Genomic DNA, 19,577 nt, shown 5'->3' on the forward strand with positions numbered 1-19,577 from the left:
GTGCTCCTAGCTCGACTAGTCTTCCTAGGTTGCCGGAGCCGTACGGGGAGGGGGCAGCAGTGGCGCAAGTGGGGCGTGAACATTTCGTCGCCGTCGTCGAAGAGCTGACGGCACGGTGGCTTCGGGACGACGAGCGAGATCTCCCCGCCCGCACGCGTGCGGGGCTGATCGGAGAACGGGCACTCGACGCATACGAGAGCACGGCGCACGAGGGCGCCCTCCCCGACGCCATCGCGGCGCTCGGTGCAGCTGACGCCCTCGGCTCCAACCTTCCGGCCCTGCGGCGGCGGCTGGGGCACCTCCCCGACGTAGTTTCCGCGTATGCCATGCCTCAAAGTGCAGAGATCCAGGTTCACTCCGACCCGGATGTGATCCAGTTTGACGAGCTACGAGACCTACTTCGCGTACATGCCAGTGAGAATCGAACCGCCTACCGAGCTCGCCGGCCCAGCCTGGAAGCTGCCCGCGGCTATGAAGGCGAAGCCCCCGGTTTCGCCCTGCTGGACTACACTTGCCAGCTGCGCGACGCTCTCGACACTCGCTTGGAAGAGGCCAGAGATACCCCGTCCATCGAGCACATCCGGCTCTCCCCTATCGACCGTGCGCGCCTCCTTCAGAGCGTCCGCACCCGAGCCGCTGACGTACTGGACCAAGCAGTCGAAGCGTTGCAGACTGCCGTCAATGCCAGAACCGATGAAGCGCATTTTCGGGGACAGAGCTCCACGCTTGGTGACCTGGCTCAAGCCCTGCTGCTGCGCTACGAGGCACTCAAGCAACCTTCGGACCTAGAACATGCAGTGGCCAATGCCAGGGCGGCGGCGCGGGTGGCTCGGAGCGCCGACGATCGAGACTTGTCCCTATTGTGGACGGGCGTGCTCGGGGTTGCGCTACGGATGCGGCACGATGCCGACGGTGGCGGCGAGGATCTGAGAGCTGCCGCCGATGCACTCTGGAAGACCACAGAGCTGAGCTCGCTGACCATCGAACAGGGTTTGCTGAACAGGTGGTTGCGAGCTGTCGGGGCTGTACAGCGGTATTGCTACGCCGTCTCGAATGACGTTTCCTATCTGGAAAAAGCGTTCGAGACACATCTCGGCCTCCTGCGTGCACCGGCATCGCTTGATCTACGCGATACGCGAGGCGCCTTCTCATCCGCGGTGTACGCCAGTTTCGGCTACAGCTGCCTCACCATGTACGAGCACTCAGCCGAGCCGGACCTCCTTGGCAGAGCCACGGATGCCCTGGGCAACGCCTTGGACCGAGCCAGTGCCGAGGATCGCGGCCCGGTCGAATGGGCACAGTGGACAGGAGCTCTCGCCACGGCTCTGCGGCTGAGCTTCGAACGGCAGGGCGACTCCACCTCCCTAGAGCGGTTGGTCACAGTCCTCACCCTCGGCCTGAAGTCCCCAGCCCTGCCGGAGTCGAGCCCAGACCGTTCGACGTGGCGCAACATGCTCGGTGAGGCATTACTGCGACGCTATGAACTCGCCGACGCGGCGGAGGACTTGCGCACCGCTCGCGCCCTCCTGAGCCATGCCCCATCAGACGCCACACTGGCCGCTGCACATTACGCCGAGTATCTACGCGCCAGCGACCTGCGTGCTCTGGATAGCGCGGTCTTGACCGCCGTCACAGCGGTTCGCGCTGTTGCGGGGCCAGAGGGTGCACACCTTCCGGCGGCCTTTCAGCTGGCTCAGTGCCTGCTCGCCCGGGCAGACGTGTTGCGTGCGCCAAATGACGTAAGGGTCGCGGCCGATCTACTCAAGCACTGCCTGGAGTGGCCCGACCAGCCCGCCGAACAGCTAGCTCTGCAGACCGTCCAGTACGGGAACGCACTACTGGCACTGTATGAGGTACGGACGTCCCCAGTCATGGGCCATGAAAGGGCCGATCACCAGGATAACGGTGCCCTTGACACCGCCGCTGTGACTCTCAAAGAGGTGCTGGTTGCTCCCGGCGCTCGGGAGAGGGTCAAAGCACGGGCTGCGAGTCTCCTCGAGCGAGCCGTGGCGCTGGACAGGGAGCGCAGGGCGCGCTCCCATCGACGGGGTGAGGAAGACTACGCCAGCCACTTTGACGCCCACACGTGGCGGCAAGCTCACGCCGTCCTGGAGGAGCGATCTGCGCACTACGGGCGGCCTCATCGGCCACGAGCGACGGACGAACTCCGCGACAATCTCGGAGCGATCCGGGACGAGTTTCACCATCGAGTCGTCGATGTAGTAATGGAGCATCCCGACGCCGGACCAGTCGTGCAGGCCCGATTGGTCACGGCCAAGGCCGACGTTCTTGCTCGTTGGTGTCTGGAGGCCGGTGAGATCCACGCCGCCCTCGAAGTCACGGAGTCGGGTCGGGCGGTGCTGGCGGCAGCAGCCGCAGGAGTAGACGTGATCGGTGACCGGATCGCTCTGCGGGCGCTTTCCTCCCTACGGGAGCAGAGGCTGGGAACCAGTGTCGCGATCGATGCCCCCGACGTCGGCCCGCTGGCCAACGCCCCACACCATGCCTTACCCGAGGCTGTCTCCGCGCACAGTCTCCTTCCCCTACCAGAAAGCATGCGGGAGTCTGTGCGCGCTGCCCTTCGTGACGTCACCCCCGCACCCACGGCGCATGACATCGCGGAGTGGTGCGGTTCGCTGGGAATCGATGCGGTGGTGCACCTCTTCGCCGGACGAGACTGCGGCTGGGCTCTCATCACCCTCTGGGACGGGCGCATCGCCTCCCGGCGGCTGCCCCTCCTTCGTCTGCACGCAACCGAGTTGATCGACTTCACGACGGCACACGACAGACAACTACGGGCCCAGGGCGCCGGGAACGCGCCCAACGATCCCTCCCACCGGAAGGTTATGGGCAGTGTCTGCAACTGGGCCTGGGAGGCCGCGATGGGGCCACTACAGGAACATCTCGCCGCCGTGGGGATCAAGGGTACGCCGCGCGTCGCCGTTATCCCGGCCGGGCCCCTGGGCCTCGTCCCTTGGCACGCAGCTCGGCACCGCGTGAGGGAGCCCAGCGGATGGGGATACCGCTTCGCGATCGAGTCGATGGCTTTCACCTACGCGCCGTCAGCGTACGCCCTGTCCTGGTACGCCTTCCGCGCACTCCTGCCGCTCACGGGAAGTGGCGTGGTTGTCGTCGACCCAACCCGGGACTTACCTCATGCTCGCCAAGAGGGCGAGGACGTCTACCGCTGGTATTACTCCAAGGGTCGACGCTTCAGCGGATCCGGCGAGCCCGGTTCGGTGCCTGCTACTCCGCGAGCGGTGTTGTCCGCACTGAGTGACGCGGTCGACAGCCCTTCACCTGCATACCCGGTGGCCCATTTCGCCTGCCATGCGCGCAGTCTGGCGCTCGCCAACGAGTCGCACTTGGTGCTGGCAAACGGGCAACGGCTCAGCGTCGCCACGGTTCTCGACCGACTCCAATGGAATAGCCAAAGGTCGGGTCTAGCACCGCTTGTTGTGCTGTCCGCCTGTGCCACGGCTGTACCGGGAGCGCATTATGACAGCGCCTTGAGCCTGGCCACAGCATTCGGGGCGGCCGGCGCGGCGGCCGTAGTGGGGTCGTTGTGGGCGGTGGATGACGCCGCGACCGCTGCTCTGATGCGGGACTTCCACACGCTGCTCAATCTGGAGGGATTGCCGCCCGGCGAGGCACTACGCACAGCGCAACTGCGTGCGCTGCGGGAAGCCCGGGCCCGAGCACGAGGGAAGAAGACCAAAGCCAAGGCTTTGGCTAGTGACCCTTCGTCCTGGGCCGCATTCGTCCATCAGGGTGTCGGAACCGCATCGGCCGCTCACGACTCGGTTGCCTCCTCCGCTATCGCCGCGCTGCCAGAATGCGAGGACTCGAACGCCGACTGGGCACCCAGTAGTCCCGGGCTTCGTCTGCCGATCTTCGCAAACCTCCCCGGTCCAGATCCATCCGCCAACGTATGGGAGTGTCCGCTAGCCGACTGCATGCAGCAGGCCGACGGCGACATGGATTCCCCGTACGACGCCGACTGCTGCCCGAGCCACCCCGACAACGCGTTCATTCTGGGTTAGGGGCAGAGTGGGCGACCTAGTGAAAGGACTTCTCGAACCCCTCGCAAAGCGGTGGAGTGCGGTCATGGGTGGCCCTCTGCTTCTGTTCTGGCTGGCGGGTGCGCTGGCCTTGGCGTGGCGGCGGGGTTCAGGCAAGGACCCCTGCCGGCTGCCTGGTCAGCACGCTGACGGGCTGTGCACGATCGTTGCGCAGAAGCCGTTGGGGCCAATCCTCTGGGTTGCGACGGCGACCGCCGTCATCGTGATGTCGGCGTGGGCACTGTCTGCGTCGGCAGGGTTCACACTCGAGATACTCGCTGGCCGTTGGGGTACCTCAAAGATCGCCCTCGCATATACCCGGCGTTGCATAGCCCGACATCGCGCCCGGCGCAGTGACCTCTCCAGCTGGCGGCAGGCACCGCCGGCCACGCTAAACGGCGCAGATCTCGATGCCTGGCACAGTCAGAACGGATGGCGCGCCACTCGGAGGCGGGCCGCATATGCGCGCTACCCACGGGTGACCGACTCGCACCCCCTGCTCCCTACGTCGGTGGGCAATGCGCTCGTTTCGGTGTCGGCCGAAGCACGCCGCGCATACGGACTCGACCTCGCCGTCTGCTGGGACCCTTTCGTAAAGGCCCTTGAAGCGCCCGTACGAGGCGAACTCACCGCCGCCGCGACCCGCGTCTTTGCCCGAGTGCAAGGGCTTGTGTGTGCGGCGGCAGCCGCTCTCTGGGCGGTCGTGATCCCGGGGGTGCTACCGCGGCTGCTCTGGATGGCGGCATGCACACTGCTCGTCTGGGGCGCGCACCGTTCTATTCGGGCCGGCGTCGACGCGTACTGCCGTCATGTCGCCAGCCTCTTCTCTATTCACCGTGTACGACTCTACCGGGCGCTGGGATTCGCTCCGCCGGCCACCGCACAGACTGAGGCGGACTGCGGCGCAACCCTAAGTGCCGTACTGTCCCGTAGCCTTCCCAGTGGCGCAGCCCCGGTGCCGTATGAATGGGCATCGCCAGGCGATTCGGCCGCATAGCAGAGCGGATGCACCACGCAAGAAACGGGAGCCCCTCGCGAGAATGCGGAACCGGCTGCGAAGGTTTTGCGGCGAGCGCCTTACGTCGGCCTTCCCAGAGATCACAGAAGGCCATCGCCAAGGGCGAGCGCACGGCCTAACTGTCCGGCCGGGGGAGAACGCCGCGCACTTCCAGGAGCACCGCCACAGCCCCAGAGTGACACTGCGCCGAATTGGCTCGATCAACTTTCACTGCTTATACATGAGTTGCCTGCGCGTCACGACCCCCTTCCTGCCGGATCCGCCTTCCAGAGGGATCCGGATCGGCGAGATTGATCACGACGTCACCCAGGCCCTAGCTGCGGCATCCCAGGCTTCGGACTCGGCTGCTCTGCGGCGCGTTTCCCCTCCAGCCAGGCGGCCTTGTCCTGCCCCCTGTTCTTAGCCCTCTTCCAGCAATCGGTGCCTATCTGCACTTCACCTGAACGAGTGCGCCCGATCGTTACTGTGTGTAGATGCCCACTCGCGCGGAGCTGCGTCGGATACGTCGTACGGACCACTGGATAGTGATCATTTTGCCGGTAGTGGTCCGGCGCGGGGTCAACGGCGTTGGAGTGCAACCCGGTTAACTGACTCTGGTTCCGGTGCCGTCGACCCGGACGCGGGTATCGGTGCAGGTCGGCTTGTCTGGCGTCCCCGGTTCGTGAAGCGGAGACACATACCGCTCTGGTTGGGCGCTGTCGGACGGCCGCGGGTGAGACGCCGAACGATGATGACGACCATTGCCCAGTGGATCATGGTCTCTGATCGGGCCGGGCTGGCTTCGTAGTCCCGGGCGATGCGTGGGTGGGCCGTGGGCCACGAGAAGGTGCGTTCTAGCGCCCACCGCATCGGTTGGACCTGAAAGCCGCGCTGATCCGGAGCCTTCCGGACGATCACTTGCGCGCGGCCGAAGGTCTGCGCGGTTCAGTCGCCCAGACAGTCGGTGATGCCCTGGACGGTCCAGATCTTCCGGACGCCAGAGTGGTCAAGACGGGTCCAAAGCAGCGGGTCCCTGGCACCTTCGCGATCCTGGATGTTCGCTGCCACAACGTGGACCGCCAGCAGCCGGCCGAGCGTGTCGGCCACGATGAATCGCTAGACCTTCTTGCCCGCGTCGAACCTCTTCGCAGCGGCCGGGACGGTGTCGGCGGTTCGGATCGACTGTGAGTCGATCAGGCCGGGGCTTGGCTCAGCCGGTTTCGCGGACCTGATCGCGCACGCTGGGGACGGGCGTCGCCTGGTTGTATCCGGAACTTCTCGTATTCCGGTCCTTCCGTCGCCGTGGGACGGCATGATTTCGGTGACTGCTCCCTTGCCGGATCTCGGCCGTTCGGCACCCGGAATCTCCTGGTGACGTACGGGGAGTGTGAACTTCGGGGGAGACATGAAATCAGCGGCGTATGCACGTCTTCTCGTCGTCGCGGGACGCCTCGGGCGGCGTCAGCTGCGTCCGGACCGGGGGAAGTTGGCGACTCCCGGCATCAGACGGATCGCGGCACTCATCGATGCTGCTCTGGAACGTGGTGCGGACCTGCCGGACGCGCTGCGCCGTGACCTCGTGGAACTCCACGGATTCCTCGGTGGGGTGACCACGGCCGATGCCGAAGACTCGGGCAACGCGGCGGCCTCCTTTGTGCTATCGATACTTATCCGCACCACCGAACAGCCCCCTCGGCCCGACTCGGTTCCCGACAGGAATCTGGCGACCCTCTACGAACTACTGGGGCGCGAATACGTGCGGTTCGCCGACTGGGCCGCCGCGGCGGAATGCTCTGCGGGGGCCGCGGTCTACTGGCGCACCGCGCGTCACAAGCGCCGGACCTTCTGCCAGATGGTCGTCCTAACCATGAAGGCGGGAGACCGGGACAGCACGCTCCAAAATCTGAAGTTCATCGAGGGAGCGAGCCACGGAGCTTCCGCCGTCTTCCATCGGATAGCCGCGCGCGTGCTGGATGGAACTCCGGGCATCGGCGCGCATGAGGTCGCCGGGATCGAGCGGGTACGCAAAATCGGCATCGTCCCCTATACCTACCTGGTCTCCTGCCTTGCGGAGCGCCTCGCCGACGACGCTCAACCGGAACGAGCGCTCGGTCTTCTGAACTCGGCGATTGTGCGGCTGACAGGAGAAGGCGCCGACTACTGGCTCGTCGGAGAGCTGGAGCAACGGTCCGCAGCCATCTGGGTAGCTATGGGTCGGCACGAAGAAGGACTCGATCTCGCCCTCGCGGCCTGGGCGAAGCTGGACGCTCCGCGTTACCGCGCCTGCTCGCACGCACAACGCGTAGCTCTCTGGAGCAACTTCGGCCCGTCGAGGCACGCGGCATTGACATCGGTGACAGCCCTCGGTGACGGCCGGGCCGTGGCCGAACTGATCGAGTCGTGCCGACTCCAGTCCATGATCGGAACGATTGTCGAGGTTGACACCGAGGAGGAAGACAAGAAGCTCGCGGACAGCGGGGTCAGCACACCCTCAGAGCGGGCCGACGCGACGGAGAACAGCAGACCGCTCATCTCTAAAGCCATCTTCACCGCGCTCAACGACGCCTTCGGCGCCACTCTTCAGCGTTTCCCGTCACCCGTATCATTTCAGGGCGCGGCACTTCTCATGCCTCACTACGGCAGTGTGCTGCTGGCCAAGGGCGCACACACACTCGCGCCGCGATCTTTGGACGAGGCACTGCCCGAGGGCCTCTTCTGGTCCTCGCACATCGAGGACGGGTTTCTCTTCTGGTTCGCCGCTCAGGATGCGAAGCCGATCGGGTACGGCAAGGAGGATTTGCGACAGCGGGACCGTGTCAAACCGGTACTGCTCGGCCTGGCCGGGCAATCGCAGTCGTCCGAGCCGAAGAGCTGGAGCCTGTACGCTTCCAAGCGCGGCCCCGGTGACTACTACGAGCCCTACACCCACCTCGAGAGCTGGAATTCAGCCGAGGAGCAGATCATCACCCGCACGATCGGTGATCTGCTGCCGCCGCCACTGGTCGCGGAACTGAGCGCGGCAACGGTGGCCGATCCTGTGCAGCTGACGATCTCGGCCGCACGCGAACTCGCTTGCGTGCCCTGGCCGATTGTGATGATCCCGGGGAGCGAGGAGCGGTTGGTGGAACGGGCCGCACTGCGGATGTGGACCTCCACCCCGTCTCAACTCACGCGCTCGGCGCGGAGGGGACAGCCAGACTCCTCCCCTGTGCCGTTTCTTCTGGCGTGCGACAATCCGGACGGGACGCTACGCGAGCGGACCTCGGAATCGGTGGTCAGGAGCGCGGCCACACTGCTGGAAGCGGCGGGGTACCCAGTGCCCGCTACCAAAAGGTCCCTGCTTCAGGCACTACGCCGGATCGGCCCCTCGACTCGGGGGCTGTTCTTCTACCGCGGGCACGCGGTACACGACGCCGATCCAGCGTGGGTGGCTCTTCCACTGAGCGGGGACGACTACCTGAGTTCGGGCGAACTGTTCGGTAGCCTCGATGACGGCACACCATTCATTCCGATGCCGGAATGCGTGGTTCTGTCATGCTGCTCCAGCTCAACTGCCTCGTCCCTCGGAGGTGAGGCCATCGGGCTCGCGGCTGGTGCCATCCAGTCGGGTGCCGACCAGGTGATCGCCACGTCCGTCGACATTCTTGACACGTCGTTCACCGAGGTGTTCGAGGACCTGATCGTGGAGGAATTGCTTGCCCGGCCACAGGACAATCACGCGGACGTGCTGAGGGGGCTTCAGCTGCGGATGCTCAACGAGTGGAAGATCTGCTCCCTGCGGGGGATCACCGACTCCGGCGACGACATCCGTGACCCGCACCCCATCATCTGGGCCTCCTACCAGGCGTACTGACACCCCCTACGCTTATCCGCCCACGACACACGGCCGACTCCGAAACAAGTGAAAGGGGCAACTCTTGATTGCCGTAGCCATGCCGTCTGAAGTCGCCGACGCTCTGGTGGGTGAAAAGCTGGCGATCCGTCCGGGCATTCGAGGCTCCGCCGCCGAGATCACCCTGATCGGAATCACTGTGGCCGCGACCACCGTCAGCATCCTTCAGGGACCAGACACCTTCCTCAGACTCACGGAGATTATCCAGCACGCGTTCGGCAAGCGCACCGGAATCACCGTCCAGATCACGGCGAAGGGCGAGAAAGTTTACATCGAGATTCCCGTCGACAGCGGGGGCGACGTCGCTACCGTAGCCCGTCGGATCCAGGACGCCCTGACAGAGGAAGACGAATAGGGACTGTAGCTGCGGACCCTCCCGTTTGCGGCCCGGTCGGATAGGTTGGGATCCGCCTCGTGCCGACAGGAATGGGTGATCTGCCTGATCGTCTCCGCGGCCATGGAAACTGCTCCTTACGGGGTTTGCGGGTCAGCGGTTGCGGGAGAACGCGATGCGTGGATCCGGCGCACTAGCCGCAGGGGCCGAGACGGCGGGGGCAGGGGCCGGTGCCTTGCCGGGGAGCCCGGCGCGGGCAGGGCTGGCGGCGAGCGTGGCAGCGTTCATGACGGGATGCCTGCGATCGGCGCTGCTCTGGGCGCGGTCTTGGCTCGCTGCGGCGGCAGGAGCAGTCGGGCGGTGCGCGGCAATGTCCTGGGCGAGACGCGTGTGTACGGCCACCCTCAGATCGGCCTGGTTCATGGACACCGTGGCCCGTGCTGCTGCGCCCAGGGCCGCACCGCGGTCTGTTTCGCGGGGCAGTGTGTAGATGTCGAGTCGCTGGTCGTGCTTCCAGCCGTGCGCTTCGAGGAGCTGACCGCCGCGGACGGCGTTGTCGGCGGTGGCGGCGACGATGCCGAGCTGGGGGTGCTCGGCGAACGCCACGTCGGGCTCTGCTCGCTGGGAGCGGTCACGCACGGGGGGTGCGTCGGCTGACAGCTCGGGGTCGTATGCGGCATCCGCTTCGACCTGGTAGCCGGCCTTGCGCAGAATGGCGACGGCCCGCGTCGCCCTGCCCTGTCCATCGCGTTGCTGATCAGCGAGCGCGTACAGGGTGGGCTCGTGGGGGACGGGGCGGAAGTCGAAGCCGTTCAGCATCCAGGCCCTGGCGGCCGGGCGCTTGGGGTTGCTGGCGACAATGCCGAAGTCAGGGTGGTGGCCGATCGCGATGTCGGGCAGCGGGTCGTGCTCGGAGGTGGGCATGGCAGATCCATCCGGAAGGGGACTGAACGAGAAAGGGGGCGGGGGCGGACGGGGTTCTGCGGGTGCGGGTCATCGCGGGATCTCCAGGAAGGGGCACGGTCAGCGACCGAGAGCGGACGGGGAACGGACGGCGTTCTGTGGAACGGCTGGCGGACCGGATCCGCCCGGAGGCATCGGGTCGGTGAGAGCAGGTGAGGACGCACCGGTGGTCGCCGAGGTCCTGGACCGGCTGGCCGAGGCCCGGCTCACATCGCCGCCGTTGACCATAAGAAGGGGTGACCGTGATCCGGTCGGGATGCATGGCGACTCCTACGTGGCTGAACTGCCCGGCAGAGTGTGGCAAACAGCCGTAGCCGAGCGGTGGTGTGAGCGGATGGTTGGTCCAGGATGTGGCTGTGACGCGGCTTGGCCCGGCCGGACATGGGTGATATCCGGGCGTCAGCGCGAGCGGCGTATGGCCCCCGAACTCGACGGCCCTGCCGGGGCCGGTGCACTGAGTGGGGCGTTGTGGAGAGCGGGCGCGGAGCGGGCGAGGGCCGCGCGCATGCGCTGTTCGGATTCGGAGGGTTTGCTGTCAGTCCGTCCGGTCAGGTGCTGGGCGGCACGGACTAGGGCTGGGCCGCTGCCACCCAGTTCGTCGGCGTGGTTCCAGCCCTCGGCGTTGCGGAACTCCCGTTCCCGGTTCTGGTAGATCTCCTGCACCCAGGGCAGCGAGGCGGTGAGCTGCGCCGTGGTCTCCTGCCAGTCGCGCTGGAGCTGGGCGGCCCCTTCGAGATGGGTTCCGATCTCTCGGAGGCGCCGCAGATCGTTGCTGATCGGGCCGTCGAGGTAGTCGGCCGCGGTGGCCGCATCCTGGACGCTGGCGAGCACGGCGGGTCCGTGTGCGAGAAACGTCTCGACGTGTTCCCAAGCAGCAGCGTCGCGGGCCACTTTGCCGTTGGCGTAGCCGGTTTCGTCGATGGGCCAGCCGTCCTGGTTGCAGAAGGAATCCGAGATCGCATCCCAGCGGGCCGTTGCCCGCTGGATGCCGTCGGCTGCGGCGGCCAATGCCCGGATCCGCACCGGCCACACCGCTTGGTCGTAGCGGGGCAGGAAGCGGCGTGCGATGTCGGTCGCAGCCCGGACGGGGTCGGCGCCGACCACGATGGCCCTCGGCGCGTTCGCGTCGCCGACCGAGTCCTCGCCCAGTCCTGCAGGTGCCAGCGCCCCGACGATGAACTCCGCCCCCCGCTGCGGATGGGTAGTGACGAGCAGACGATCGCTGCCCCTGGTCATGACGGCGGCCCGATGGGGCCGGTACTCGGAGGTGGCCCATTCCAGCGTTTGGTCATCCCATACCTCGTGGAACGGGTCCGCCCAGGCGGGGCCGGGACTTGGGCGGTGAGCGGTGGCGGCCCACGCGCCAGGCAGGCGGGCGGCGATCTGGGCCGCGAAGCGAACAAGGTCGGGATGGGCGTGCGGGTGGGGCATGTGGGTGTACTCCTGTTTCAGAGTTGCCGCCGACGCTCGGGCGGAGTACGGCGTGGAGTTGGCTCATGACGCGATGCGGAAGGTGCAGGCGCTCTTGGGTTCGCGGTGGTGCCGGCCCCGCTGGACGCAGGGGTCAGCAGCTCTTCGAACAGCCGCAGTTGTCCGGGGCGCATCGGGATGGGAAGCCGCAGGTGGAGTGAACCCACTGGGCTTTCACCGCATCCGGGCATCGGTGTCGAACAGATGGCGCTCGGCGGGGTGGAGGATGTGTTGCGTGATGAAGCTCCGACCTGCGACTTTCCACAGTCCTCGGCCCTTGGTGAGGGCGGAGACGGCCTGGGTTTCGACGCCGGTCAGGCCGAGCAGGGAGGCCGCGGCGGCGAGCTGGTCGGGCTCTTGGCGGTAGATGATCCGGGTGGAGCAGTCGGCCAGGAGCCCCTCGGCCAGGACTCGGCCGCGTGAGCCGGCACTGCCTGCGGACAGCAGGTCGGACAGGCGGTGGATCACCATCAGGTTGGCGATGCCCAGGCCGCGCGAGAGCTTCCACTGGGACTGCATGCGCTCCAGCAGGCCGACGTGGCGCATGACGCGCCATGCCTCGTCGTAGATCACCCAGCGCCTGCCTCCGTCGGGGTCGGAGAGCGCGGATTCCATCCAGGCGCTCGCGCAGGTCATGGCGAGCACCAGCGCGGTGTCGTCGCCGGAGCCGCCGAGGCGGGACAGGTCGATGGACAGCATGGGTGTAGTCGGGTCGAAGGCGACGGTGCTGGGGGCGTCGAACATGCCGGACAGGTCGCCGTGGACCAGGCGGCGTACGGCGTGTGCGAGGTCCTGGGCGGCGGGCCCGATGCGTCCGGTCTGGTCGCCGAGGGCCTGGTCGAGGCGTTCGGGGGAGCCGAGGATGTGGGCGATGTCGCCGAGTAGCGGCACGGTGCCGCGCGCTGCGGCGTCGGTGACGACCACGTCCAGTGCCAGGTCCAGGGCGGTGTGTTCCATCGGCAGCAGGTCCCGCTTGAGGACGGTGCGCGCGAGGCCGGCCAGGAGCAGAAGGCGCCGCTTGCGGATCTCGGTCGACCAGTCCTCTTCCCGTACCGAGGCGGGGCGGTCCGGGGCGTCCAACGGGTTGAGACGACCGGGCAGCCCTGGGCCCAGAGCGATGGTGTAGCCGCCGAGCGCGTGCGCGACGGTTGTCCATTCGCCCTTGGGGTCGCAGGGCACGTAGACCCGGTAGCCGTGCGCGATCGCCCGCATCGCGATGGACTTGGCCAGCGCGGACTTGCCCATACCGATGATCCCGGCGAGCACCGCGTTCGGGTTGGTGAAGCCCTCGATGCGCCCGCTGCTGTAGAGCGAGAACGGGTCGTAACAGAACGCCGCTTCGGCGTGGACGTCGCGGCCGATGTAGATGCCGTCGGCGCCCAGGCCGCCCTCGGCGAGGAAGGGATAGGCGCCGGAGACGGTGGCGGTGGTCATCCGGTGGGCAGGCAGAGCGAGCTTGCCACCGCGCGCCGAGGAGTGTCCGGGGCGGCCGGACAGGGGGTAGGTGGGCCGTAGGTCCGGATCGAAGGTCTCCTGGTCGCGACCCTTGGTCGGGGTTTCGGCGAGGCGGGCCTGGCGGCGGGCGGTGGCGAAACCCGCGCGGGCGGCTCGCTGCTCGGCGCGCGAGGACTTGCGGGGGACGAACAGGTGGGAGGCGCTGGCGCGAGTCCTGGGCATGAACGTTTCTCCGGTGCGGTGGTGGGGTCAGTAGCGGACGAGGCCGGTGAACGGCGCCTGGAGGTCCGCTGGGGTGGTCTGGCGGCGGACCAGGTGCGCGGTGCGCTGGTGGCGCTGGCAGATGGTCAGCTCCGGAGCGCCCTCTGGCACCCGGGCCCGGCACGCTTCGCGGTCGGGGACCTCCCCCGATTCGGTTCGGGGAGCCGCGTGGTAGGCGGTATGGACGTGTTCGGCGGCCTGCCAGATCCGGGTCCGGGCAACACGCAGCTGGCTGCCCTCGATCGGGACGAGCTGCCCGGTGCGGGCGGTATGCGCGTCGAACAGTCCGTGCAGGGAGATGAGGTGGGCGTGCAGGGCGTCCAACTCGGTGCGGGTGGTGACCAGCGGACCGCCGGGGACATTGAGTGCGCGGTGGAAGTCGAGGGCGGCGGTGGCGAAGGGCACGAAGTCCTGCGCGGTCGGGGTAGCGGTGCGGGACATGGAGGTGCCCTTTCGAAGCGGGGTAGCGGCCGCTTAGGCGGCGAGGGCGAGGGGCATGGCGGCGGCGGTGAAGGCTTCGGCCTGCTGCCAGGTGAGCGGGCGCAGGTCGAGCTGGGCGCTGACCGCCGCGGTCTCCACGACCGCGCAGGCGGAGCGCAGTTGCTCCTCGGAGTCGGCGGAGACGGTCAGCAGGCCGGTCAGTGCGACATCGGCGTGGCCTGCGATGAGCTGGCGTTCGCGGGTCTTGATGTCCTGGTACTCGATCGAGTCGGCCTCGGAGTCGACCTGCCCGCGCCGGGCCCGCTCAGCAGCGTCCGCGATCACCGACGACTTCTTGCGCTGGACATCACGCAGCGCGGCATCCAGACCCTTCGGCGCGTAGGACAGCGACATCGTTCGCCGCACCCCGGCGGTGAACAGCAGCTGATGCAGGAAGCCCGCGCTGGTCTCGGTCCTGGGCCAGTTCTCCACCCAGTACGTAGTGTGGAACGCGGTGTCGGTCGCGATGTGGTCGGCCTTCTCAACGACGACCACGGGGCCAGCAGCTGCCGGATCGGCTGCGGGGCGGCCGGAGGCGGACCAGCGGTCAAGGGATGCACCGGAGGCAGGGTCGTAGGCGGTCCGCACGACGGCCGCGATCTCGGTCGCCGACAGCCAGCCGGTGGGGTTGAGTCCGGCGGTGCGGGCCAACTGGTCGAACGTCGACGTCAGCTGGGACAGGACGCTGAACGCGCCGGTCAGCCCGCCACCGGCCTGGTTGATCAACCGTCGGGCAGCCTTGGCGTCCAGGGAAATCGCGACGTACGCCTCGTGCGGGGCAGCGGCCGGTCCAGCGGAGGCGATCAGCTCGCTGTAGATCCTGCCTGCCATCGGAGCCTGGGGGTTGCCGTGCTCGGCCCAGTACCGGCGCAGCGCGTCACCCGAGTCCGGCACGGTGCGCTCGATCACCTGGATCCGGGCGACCTGCCCGGTGCGCGCCAGCGCTGCCAGCGCGCGCCCCCATCCGGAGACGTTGCGGTTCTGGGTGACGGGGTCGAGCAGGGCGTAGGCGCGGGAGGAGACCTTGGCGACGGCGGTCAGCGTGCCGGTGTGCGGATTGTGGACCGCGCCGTAGCGGGCGTCGGGGGCGCTGACCACGCGCAGGCTGGCGGCGGTGCCGGGCAGGTGCAGCAGCCCCTCGCGCACCGGGCGGTGCGCGGGACGGGTCAGCCAGATCAGCTGACCGCGCACCCGACGCAGCAGATACCGGGCGACGATCGGCGCCCAGTCGGCCAAGGACCTGCCGCGATAGCGGAGGAAGACGCCCAGGGCGATGGCGGCCCACAGGGGGATGAGTTCCAGCGCGCCGACAACACCACCGGTGAGGATGACGGCGAGCAGCAGCAGACCGGTGAGGCCCACGACAAGCAGCTGCGGGACGGTCAAGCCGAGCAGGACGCCGCGCCGGGAGCGGTGGGGGAACTTCACGGTGGCCGAGGCTTCGGCCTGGGGGTTGTGGGGCATGGCGGTTCCAAACAGTGGGAAGGGGCAGGGACGGGCACGGGGCGCGGCGCTCTTCTGGAGGTCATCGAGGGACTCCGTTGCGAGGGGGGCGGGCTGCGGATTGGTGCACTGCAGCCCGCCCCCGGGGCGGTGGTTAAGACCCGGGCGGTGGCTGTGTGGGGAAGACCCAGCTCGTCGGGGAGGGGGAGCCGGTCGCCGGGGGACCGGTATCGGGCGTGGGCGGTGCCATGGCAGGTTGGGCGGTAGGTCCGCCGTCAGGGCTTTCGGAGGGTCGGTTGATCAGCGGCGGCAGGCCGGGGCGCTGGATGAGGGGCTGGCCCTTGTCGCCCGGTGCGCCCGGGTCTTCGCCGAAGCGGAAGTTGGTCTGCGGCTGTGGCGGTCCGGGGTCGATGCCCTCTTCGCTGGTGTTGCCGGAGGGGTCGATGCCGGAGGCGACGCCATCGGCACCGGTGCCGGGGACCTGGCTGGGTCCCTGGGGGGCGGGGGTTCCGGTGCTGGCCTGCATGGCGAGGCTGCCCGCGGTCTTGGCTGCTCCGGCGGCGACGGCTATCCCGGCGACGCCGGTGCGGTGCAGGTCGTCGTGGCCGCTGCCGTCGGTGGCCCAGTGCACGAACTTGTAGGTGGTGTAGGGGCAGAGCAATACCAGGATCATGACGACGATGCCGGCCATCGCGTCCGACAGGGCGGCCATGCCGTCCTGCGGGTCCGACTTGCCCATCGCGGAGACGCCGATCAGGAAGACCACCGTCATCAGGAGCTTGCTGACGACCAGGGTGGCGGTGGCTTCGATCCAGCCCCGCCGCCAGCGCTTGGCGACCTCCCAGCCTCCACCTGAACCGGCGAAGACCGCGAGCGCGACCAGGACCAGGACGCCAACCTTGCGGGCGACCATGACGCCCCAGTACATGAACGCGCCGATCGCGCAGCCCACGGCGACCACGGCTGGGACCGTCCAGCCCAGGCCGTACATCGCCCCCAGTTCGTTGACCTTAACGACGCGGCGGATCGCGTCGTCGGTGGAGGTGTTGGCTGCTTGGAACAAACCGTCGGACAGCGCGTCAACCACGGTGATGGCCACCGAGGTGAAGGCGATGGCGCAGAAGGAGAACAGGACGCCGGTCATCGTGCCGATGACGGCTTGGGCGAGGGCGCGTTCGTCGCGTCGCCAGGCGGCGGACATCAGCTGCAGGCAGAACGTCCCCACGGTCAGGACGAGACCGATGGGTAGCAGCAGCTCGTAGTTCTCGCGGAACCAAGGGGCGTTGAGGTTGATGGCGGTGGTCTCGTTGACGGCCTTGGCCGCGAGGTCGGCGGCGCTGGCCGCCAGTTCTCCTGCGGATTTCGCGATCCACGCGCCGATGCCGTCGGTGACGGTTCCGGCAGGGTTGCTGACGAAATCGACGGCGTCGCAGACGCTGCCCATCAGGGGAAGGTCACAGACTCCCATGGCAATACCTCCTTTCTGTTCGGGACGGACTCAGGGCGCGACGGCCGGCAGGACACCGGCCAGGGCGCAGGGCTGCGAGGGACGGCACTGGACTGCGAGGGTGATCACGCGGTTTTCGGCGCCCCCGGCGGGTGACCCCGTCCAGGCGATGGTCTGTTTGCCGGAGACCGTCACCGCGTAGACGTACGCGGTGGTGAGCGCGCCTGGATCCGCCTGCAGGGCACGGGTGAACGCTTCGGGGAAGTGGCCCTCGTTCACGGTGGCGGTGGCGTACTGGCCGTTGTCGGCCATCCGCCCCCACAGCACCGGCGAGGCAACCAGTCGATCGACCGACGCCGCATCCGCGTACTTGGCCTCGCCGGTCAGCCACGTGTGCAGGGAAGCCAGCAGCTCCGGTTGGGACGAGGCGCGGGTGTCGTAGGACCACAGCGCAACGGCTGCCGCCTTCCCGAAGACGATCGGATCGTGCGTGGACGGCGGCACCGGCAGCACAGCCCGACTCCCGGCCTTGGGCGCCGATGACCCAGTGCCCGACGGGGAGACAGGAGGCGAACTCGACTGCTGTGCAGGAACCTTGGACTTGCTCCGACCGTCACGGGTGAGGTAAGCACCCAGTCCGGAGAGGATGACCAGGACGGCCAGGAGGGCGGTGCCGAGCAGCGCCCGGCGGCGCACGCGTGATGCGCCGCCGGGCTCATCGCCGGAGGAAACGGAGGAGAGGAAACGCTTCTTCATCAGTGGACCTGCGTTCCCAGGTTCGAGAAGAACACGACCACGCCGTTCGCCGCGCCCAGCAGGAGCGCTGCGGCCGAAGCGACGAGCACGCCCTTCTTGCCGTTGGCTTCAGCCTGGTGACCGCCGGAGTGGTGGCCCCAAGCCCACACGCAGCCACTGACCGCGAGGGCCCCGACCACGGCGACCAGGCCGAAGAGGTTGATCGAGCCGATCACCTGCTTCAGGACCGAAAGCCCCGGCAGTCCGCCCTCGTTGGGCTTGATTCCGGGGTCATAGGCGAGCTGTAGGGCCTTGTCAGCGAGATACATAGGGAACTCCAGTTCGAATCTGGGCGCGCCAAAGCCTGCGAGGGCGGTGCGGCAGTGCGGTGAAGGGGGAAGGGAGGGAAGCGCCGTCAGAGGAGCCGGCGGGCCGCGAGGATCTGCGGCTTCCAGGAGGCGAGGGTCGAGATCTTGACCACGTCGCCGGTGTGCGGGGCCTGAATGATCAGGCCCGACCCGATGAACATGCCCACGTGCTCGGGGACTTTGGCGGTGCCCACGGTGAACAGCAGATCGCCCGGCCGCAGCGCATCGACCGACATCGCATGACCCTCGGTGACCTGCGTATAGGTCGTCCGGGTCAAGGTGACCCCGGCCGCCTTGTAGGCCCCTTGCATCAGCGAGGAGCAGTCACAGCGGCCCATCGGATCCGGCCCATGGGAGTCCGTGCAGGTACCGCCCCACTGGTACGGAGTGCCGAGCTGGCCCATGGCCCAGCGGATCGCCGTCTGCACCTTCGGCGGCGCATCTGCCGGAATGATGTACCCGGCGGGCACTGACCCGGCAGGGATAGTGCCGAAGTCGTGCCAGTCACTCCCCGTGCCACAACCGGCTCCCGTACTACCGGCAGCAGGCGGAGCACCAGAACCTGTGGGACCAGGCGAGGGCGAGTCGCCGCTCGGGTTGAGCAGCGGAGCAATCGCCGTCTGCAGCGCCGAGGCCAGCGGCTCCCACTTGGCGTACGCGTTGGGGAAGCCGGAGCGCTGCACCGCCTGGGCGGCTTGGGTGACCGTCATCGACTCCCACCCAGGCACCTCCTTCAGGGCCGTGTAGAAGCTGGTGCTGGCGTGCACCGGGTCGAGAATCTGCTCCGCAGTTCCCCACCCCTGCGACGCGCGCTGCTGGAACAGCCCCAGGCTGTCGCGGTCGCCATAGGCCAGGTTGCGCAGGCCGCTCTCCTGCAAAGCGGTCGCCACGGCCACGATCTGCCCTCGTACCGGGAGGTGCATCGCGACACCGGTGGCCTGGATGGTCTTGGCATAGGGAATCTGCTCCGCCGGTTCGTCCAAGCCCGCAACCGCGACGGTGCCCTTGCCACCACCGTTCAGGATCGCCGTCACCTGCTCGGCCACCGCCGCGGCATCCACATCCTGTGCACCGCCGGTGGGGCATGAGGCGGAGGCGCTCCCGGCTGAGATGGCCAGGATCGGAACAGCGAAGAGCATCGGAACGGCGGCGAGCAGCCCGACTGCGGCTCCAGCGGTCTTGCTCATCGCCGCTGTCCCGTGCCGGGGCGAACAGCGCGGGCGAACGGCGGGGGGTTGGGACGTGGGTGTGTCAGGGCGTGCAGCATCGCTGCGGCTCCTTGCGGGGTTGTAGGAGGCGCGGTGCCGGCTCCTCATGCAAAGCCGCCGGCACCGCGCCGGTGTGAATCCGCCCCACGGGGGCGGGCCCGGGTCAGAGGAGTTGGTAGCTCCCGGACGCCGGTCTCAGGTCCTGCGCGGCAGCCAGCCGCGCTCGTAATCTCAGCCGGAACACAGGACCTCCTCAACGGGCGGGAACAGGGAAATGAACGTGACCTCCGCACCGCTCAAATGGACGCGGCAACACACAAGAACACAGGTCAACCGGCAAGGCCGCGAAGTTAAGAGGCCGACAGTCCTGTCAACGGTGTGGGTTGTGCTGGCTGCTGGTGATCGTTGTGCATCCAGGCGGGCGCGAGGATGTAGGTCGCGCGGGCGACCTTCTGCAGGAGGC

13 protein-coding genes are annotated in these 19,577 nt (G+C 67.8%); 3 read left to right on the forward strand and 10 right to left on the reverse strand.

The features are described from left to right. Positions 1 to 59: 59 nt before the first annotated feature. Complete coding sequence (locus tag O3X23_RS25450; protein WP_269273865.1) at positions 60 to 4,043, forward strand: CHAT domain-containing protein; 3,984 nt, start codon at positions 60 to 62, stop codon at positions 4,041 to 4,043. A 1,960-nt stretch (positions 4,044 to 6,003) separates the two neighbouring features. On the opposite strand, the gene O3X23_RS25455 is transcribed toward O3X23_RS25450, so the two are convergent. After that, positions 6,004 to 6,165 (reverse strand): hypothetical protein, encoded by a 162-nt coding sequence (locus tag O3X23_RS25455; RefSeq protein WP_269273866.1) that lies wholly within the window; start codon positions 6,163 to 6,165, stop codon positions 6,004 to 6,006. Between the two features lie 298 nt (positions 6,166 to 6,463). On the opposite strand from O3X23_RS25455, the gene O3X23_RS25460 reads away from it, so the two are divergent. Both O3X23_RS25460 and O3X23_RS25465 read left to right on the forward strand, forming a co-directional pair. After that, the gene (locus tag O3X23_RS25460) at positions 6,464 to 8,911 is read left to right on the forward strand and encodes a CHAT domain-containing protein (protein ID WP_269273867.1); all 2,448 of its coding nucleotides are present in this window, start codon (positions 6,464 to 6,466) and stop codon (positions 8,909 to 8,911) included. A gap of 64 nt (positions 8,912 to 8,975) precedes the next feature. Continuing rightward, the gene (locus O3X23_RS25465) at positions 8,976 to 9,305 is read left to right on the forward strand and encodes a hypothetical protein (protein ID WP_269273868.1); all 330 of its coding nucleotides are present in this window, start codon (positions 8,976 to 8,978) and stop codon (positions 9,303 to 9,305) included. Between the two features lie 132 nt (positions 9,306 to 9,437). On the opposite strand, the gene O3X23_RS25470 is transcribed toward O3X23_RS25465, so the two are convergent. From O3X23_RS25470 to O3X23_RS25510, 9 genes are all read right to left on the reverse strand, one after another. Continuing rightward, positions 9,438 to 10,208 carry a hypothetical protein gene (locus O3X23_RS25470; protein ID WP_269273869.1) on the reverse strand — a complete coding sequence of 257 codons (771 nt, stop codon included), beginning with the start codon at positions 10,206 to 10,208 and terminating at the stop codon, positions 9,438 to 9,440. Between the two features lie 438 nt (positions 10,209 to 10,646). Then, a complete protein-coding gene (locus O3X23_RS25475; RefSeq protein WP_269273870.1) occupies positions 10,647 to 11,678 on the reverse strand; it encodes a hypothetical protein in 1,032 nt (343 codons plus the stop codon). 213 nt (positions 11,679 to 11,891) lie between these two features. Then, positions 11,892 to 13,394, reverse strand: coding sequence for an ATP-binding protein (locus tag O3X23_RS25480; RefSeq protein WP_269273871.1), 1,503 nt, complete (start codon positions 13,392 to 13,394; stop codon positions 11,892 to 11,894). Between the two features lie 27 nt (positions 13,395 to 13,421). Then, positions 13,422 to 13,874 carry a DUF6238 family protein gene (locus tag O3X23_RS25485; protein ID WP_269273872.1) on the reverse strand — a complete coding sequence of 151 codons (453 nt, stop codon included), beginning with the start codon at positions 13,872 to 13,874 and terminating at the stop codon, positions 13,422 to 13,424. A 33-nt stretch (positions 13,875 to 13,907) separates the two neighbouring features. After that, positions 13,908 to 15,377: an SCO6880 family protein gene (locus tag O3X23_RS25490; RefSeq protein ID WP_269273873.1), complete on the reverse strand. Its 1,470-nt coding sequence runs from the start codon at positions 15,375 to 15,377 to the stop codon at positions 13,908 to 13,910. A gap of 133 nt (positions 15,378 to 15,510) precedes the next feature. Further along, on the reverse strand, positions 15,511 to 16,824 hold the full coding sequence (locus O3X23_RS25495) for an SCO6881 family protein (protein ID WP_269273874.1): 1,314 nt from the start codon (positions 16,822 to 16,824) through the stop codon (positions 15,511 to 15,513). Between the two features lie 30 nt (positions 16,825 to 16,854). Next, positions 16,855 to 17,559: a hypothetical protein gene (locus O3X23_RS25500; protein ID WP_269273875.1), complete on the reverse strand. Its 705-nt coding sequence runs from the start codon at positions 17,557 to 17,559 to the stop codon at positions 16,855 to 16,857. Continuing rightward, the gene (locus tag O3X23_RS25505) at positions 17,559 to 17,867 is read right to left on the reverse strand and encodes a DUF6112 family protein (RefSeq protein WP_198358141.1); all 309 of its coding nucleotides are present in this window, start codon (positions 17,865 to 17,867) and stop codon (positions 17,559 to 17,561) included. Before O3X23_RS25505 ends, O3X23_RS25500 begins: the two co-directional genes overlap by 1 nt. Before the next feature lie 86 nt (positions 17,868 to 17,953). Beyond that, positions 17,954 to 19,045: a C40 family peptidase gene (locus O3X23_RS25510; RefSeq protein WP_443047969.1), complete on the reverse strand. Its 1,092-nt coding sequence runs from the start codon at positions 19,043 to 19,045 to the stop codon at positions 17,954 to 17,956. Positions 19,046 to 19,577: the final 532 nt, after the last annotated feature.

Source organism: Streptomyces sp. H39-S7, from assembly GCF_027158205.1.
In the GTDB taxonomy this organism is placed as follows: domain Bacteria; phylum Actinomycetota; class Actinomycetes; order Streptomycetales; family Streptomycetaceae; genus Actinacidiphila.

Coding starts and splice junctions, on each gene's coding strand:
- O3X23_RS25460 (WP_269273867.1), top strand. CDS start 6,464: ATGAAATCAGCGGCGTATGCACGTCTTCTCGTCGTCGCGGGACGCCTC.
- O3X23_RS25470 (WP_269273869.1), bottom strand. CDS start 10,208: ATGCCCACCTCCGAGCACGACCCGCTGCCCGACATCGCGATCGGCCAC.
- O3X23_RS25475 (WP_269273870.1), bottom strand. CDS start 11,678: ATGCCCCACCCGCACGCCCATCCCGACCTTGTTCGCTTCGCGGCCCAG.
- O3X23_RS25480 (WP_269273871.1), bottom strand. CDS start 13,394: ATGCCCAGGACTCGCGCCAGCGCCTCCCACCTGTTCGTCCCCCGCAAG.
- O3X23_RS25485 (WP_269273872.1), bottom strand. CDS start 13,874: ATGTCCCGCACCGCTACCCCGACCGCGCAGGACTTCGTGCCCTTCGCC.
- O3X23_RS25490 (WP_269273873.1), bottom strand. CDS start 15,377: ATGCCCCACAACCCCCAGGCCGAAGCCTCGGCCACCGTGAAGTTCCCC.
- O3X23_RS25495 (WP_269273874.1), bottom strand. CDS start 16,824: ATGGGAGTCTGTGACCTTCCCCTGATGGGCAGCGTCTGCGACGCCGTC.
- O3X23_RS25500 (WP_269273875.1), bottom strand. CDS start 17,559: ATGAAGAAGCGTTTCCTCTCCTCCGTTTCCTCCGGCGATGAGCCCGGC.
- O3X23_RS25505 (WP_198358141.1), bottom strand. CDS start 17,867: ATGTATCTCGCTGACAAGGCCCTACAGCTCGCCTATGACCCCGGAATC.
- O3X23_RS25510 (WP_443047969.1), bottom strand. CDS start 19,045: ATGCTCTTCGCTGTTCCGATCCTGGCCATCTCAGCCGGGAGCGCCTCC.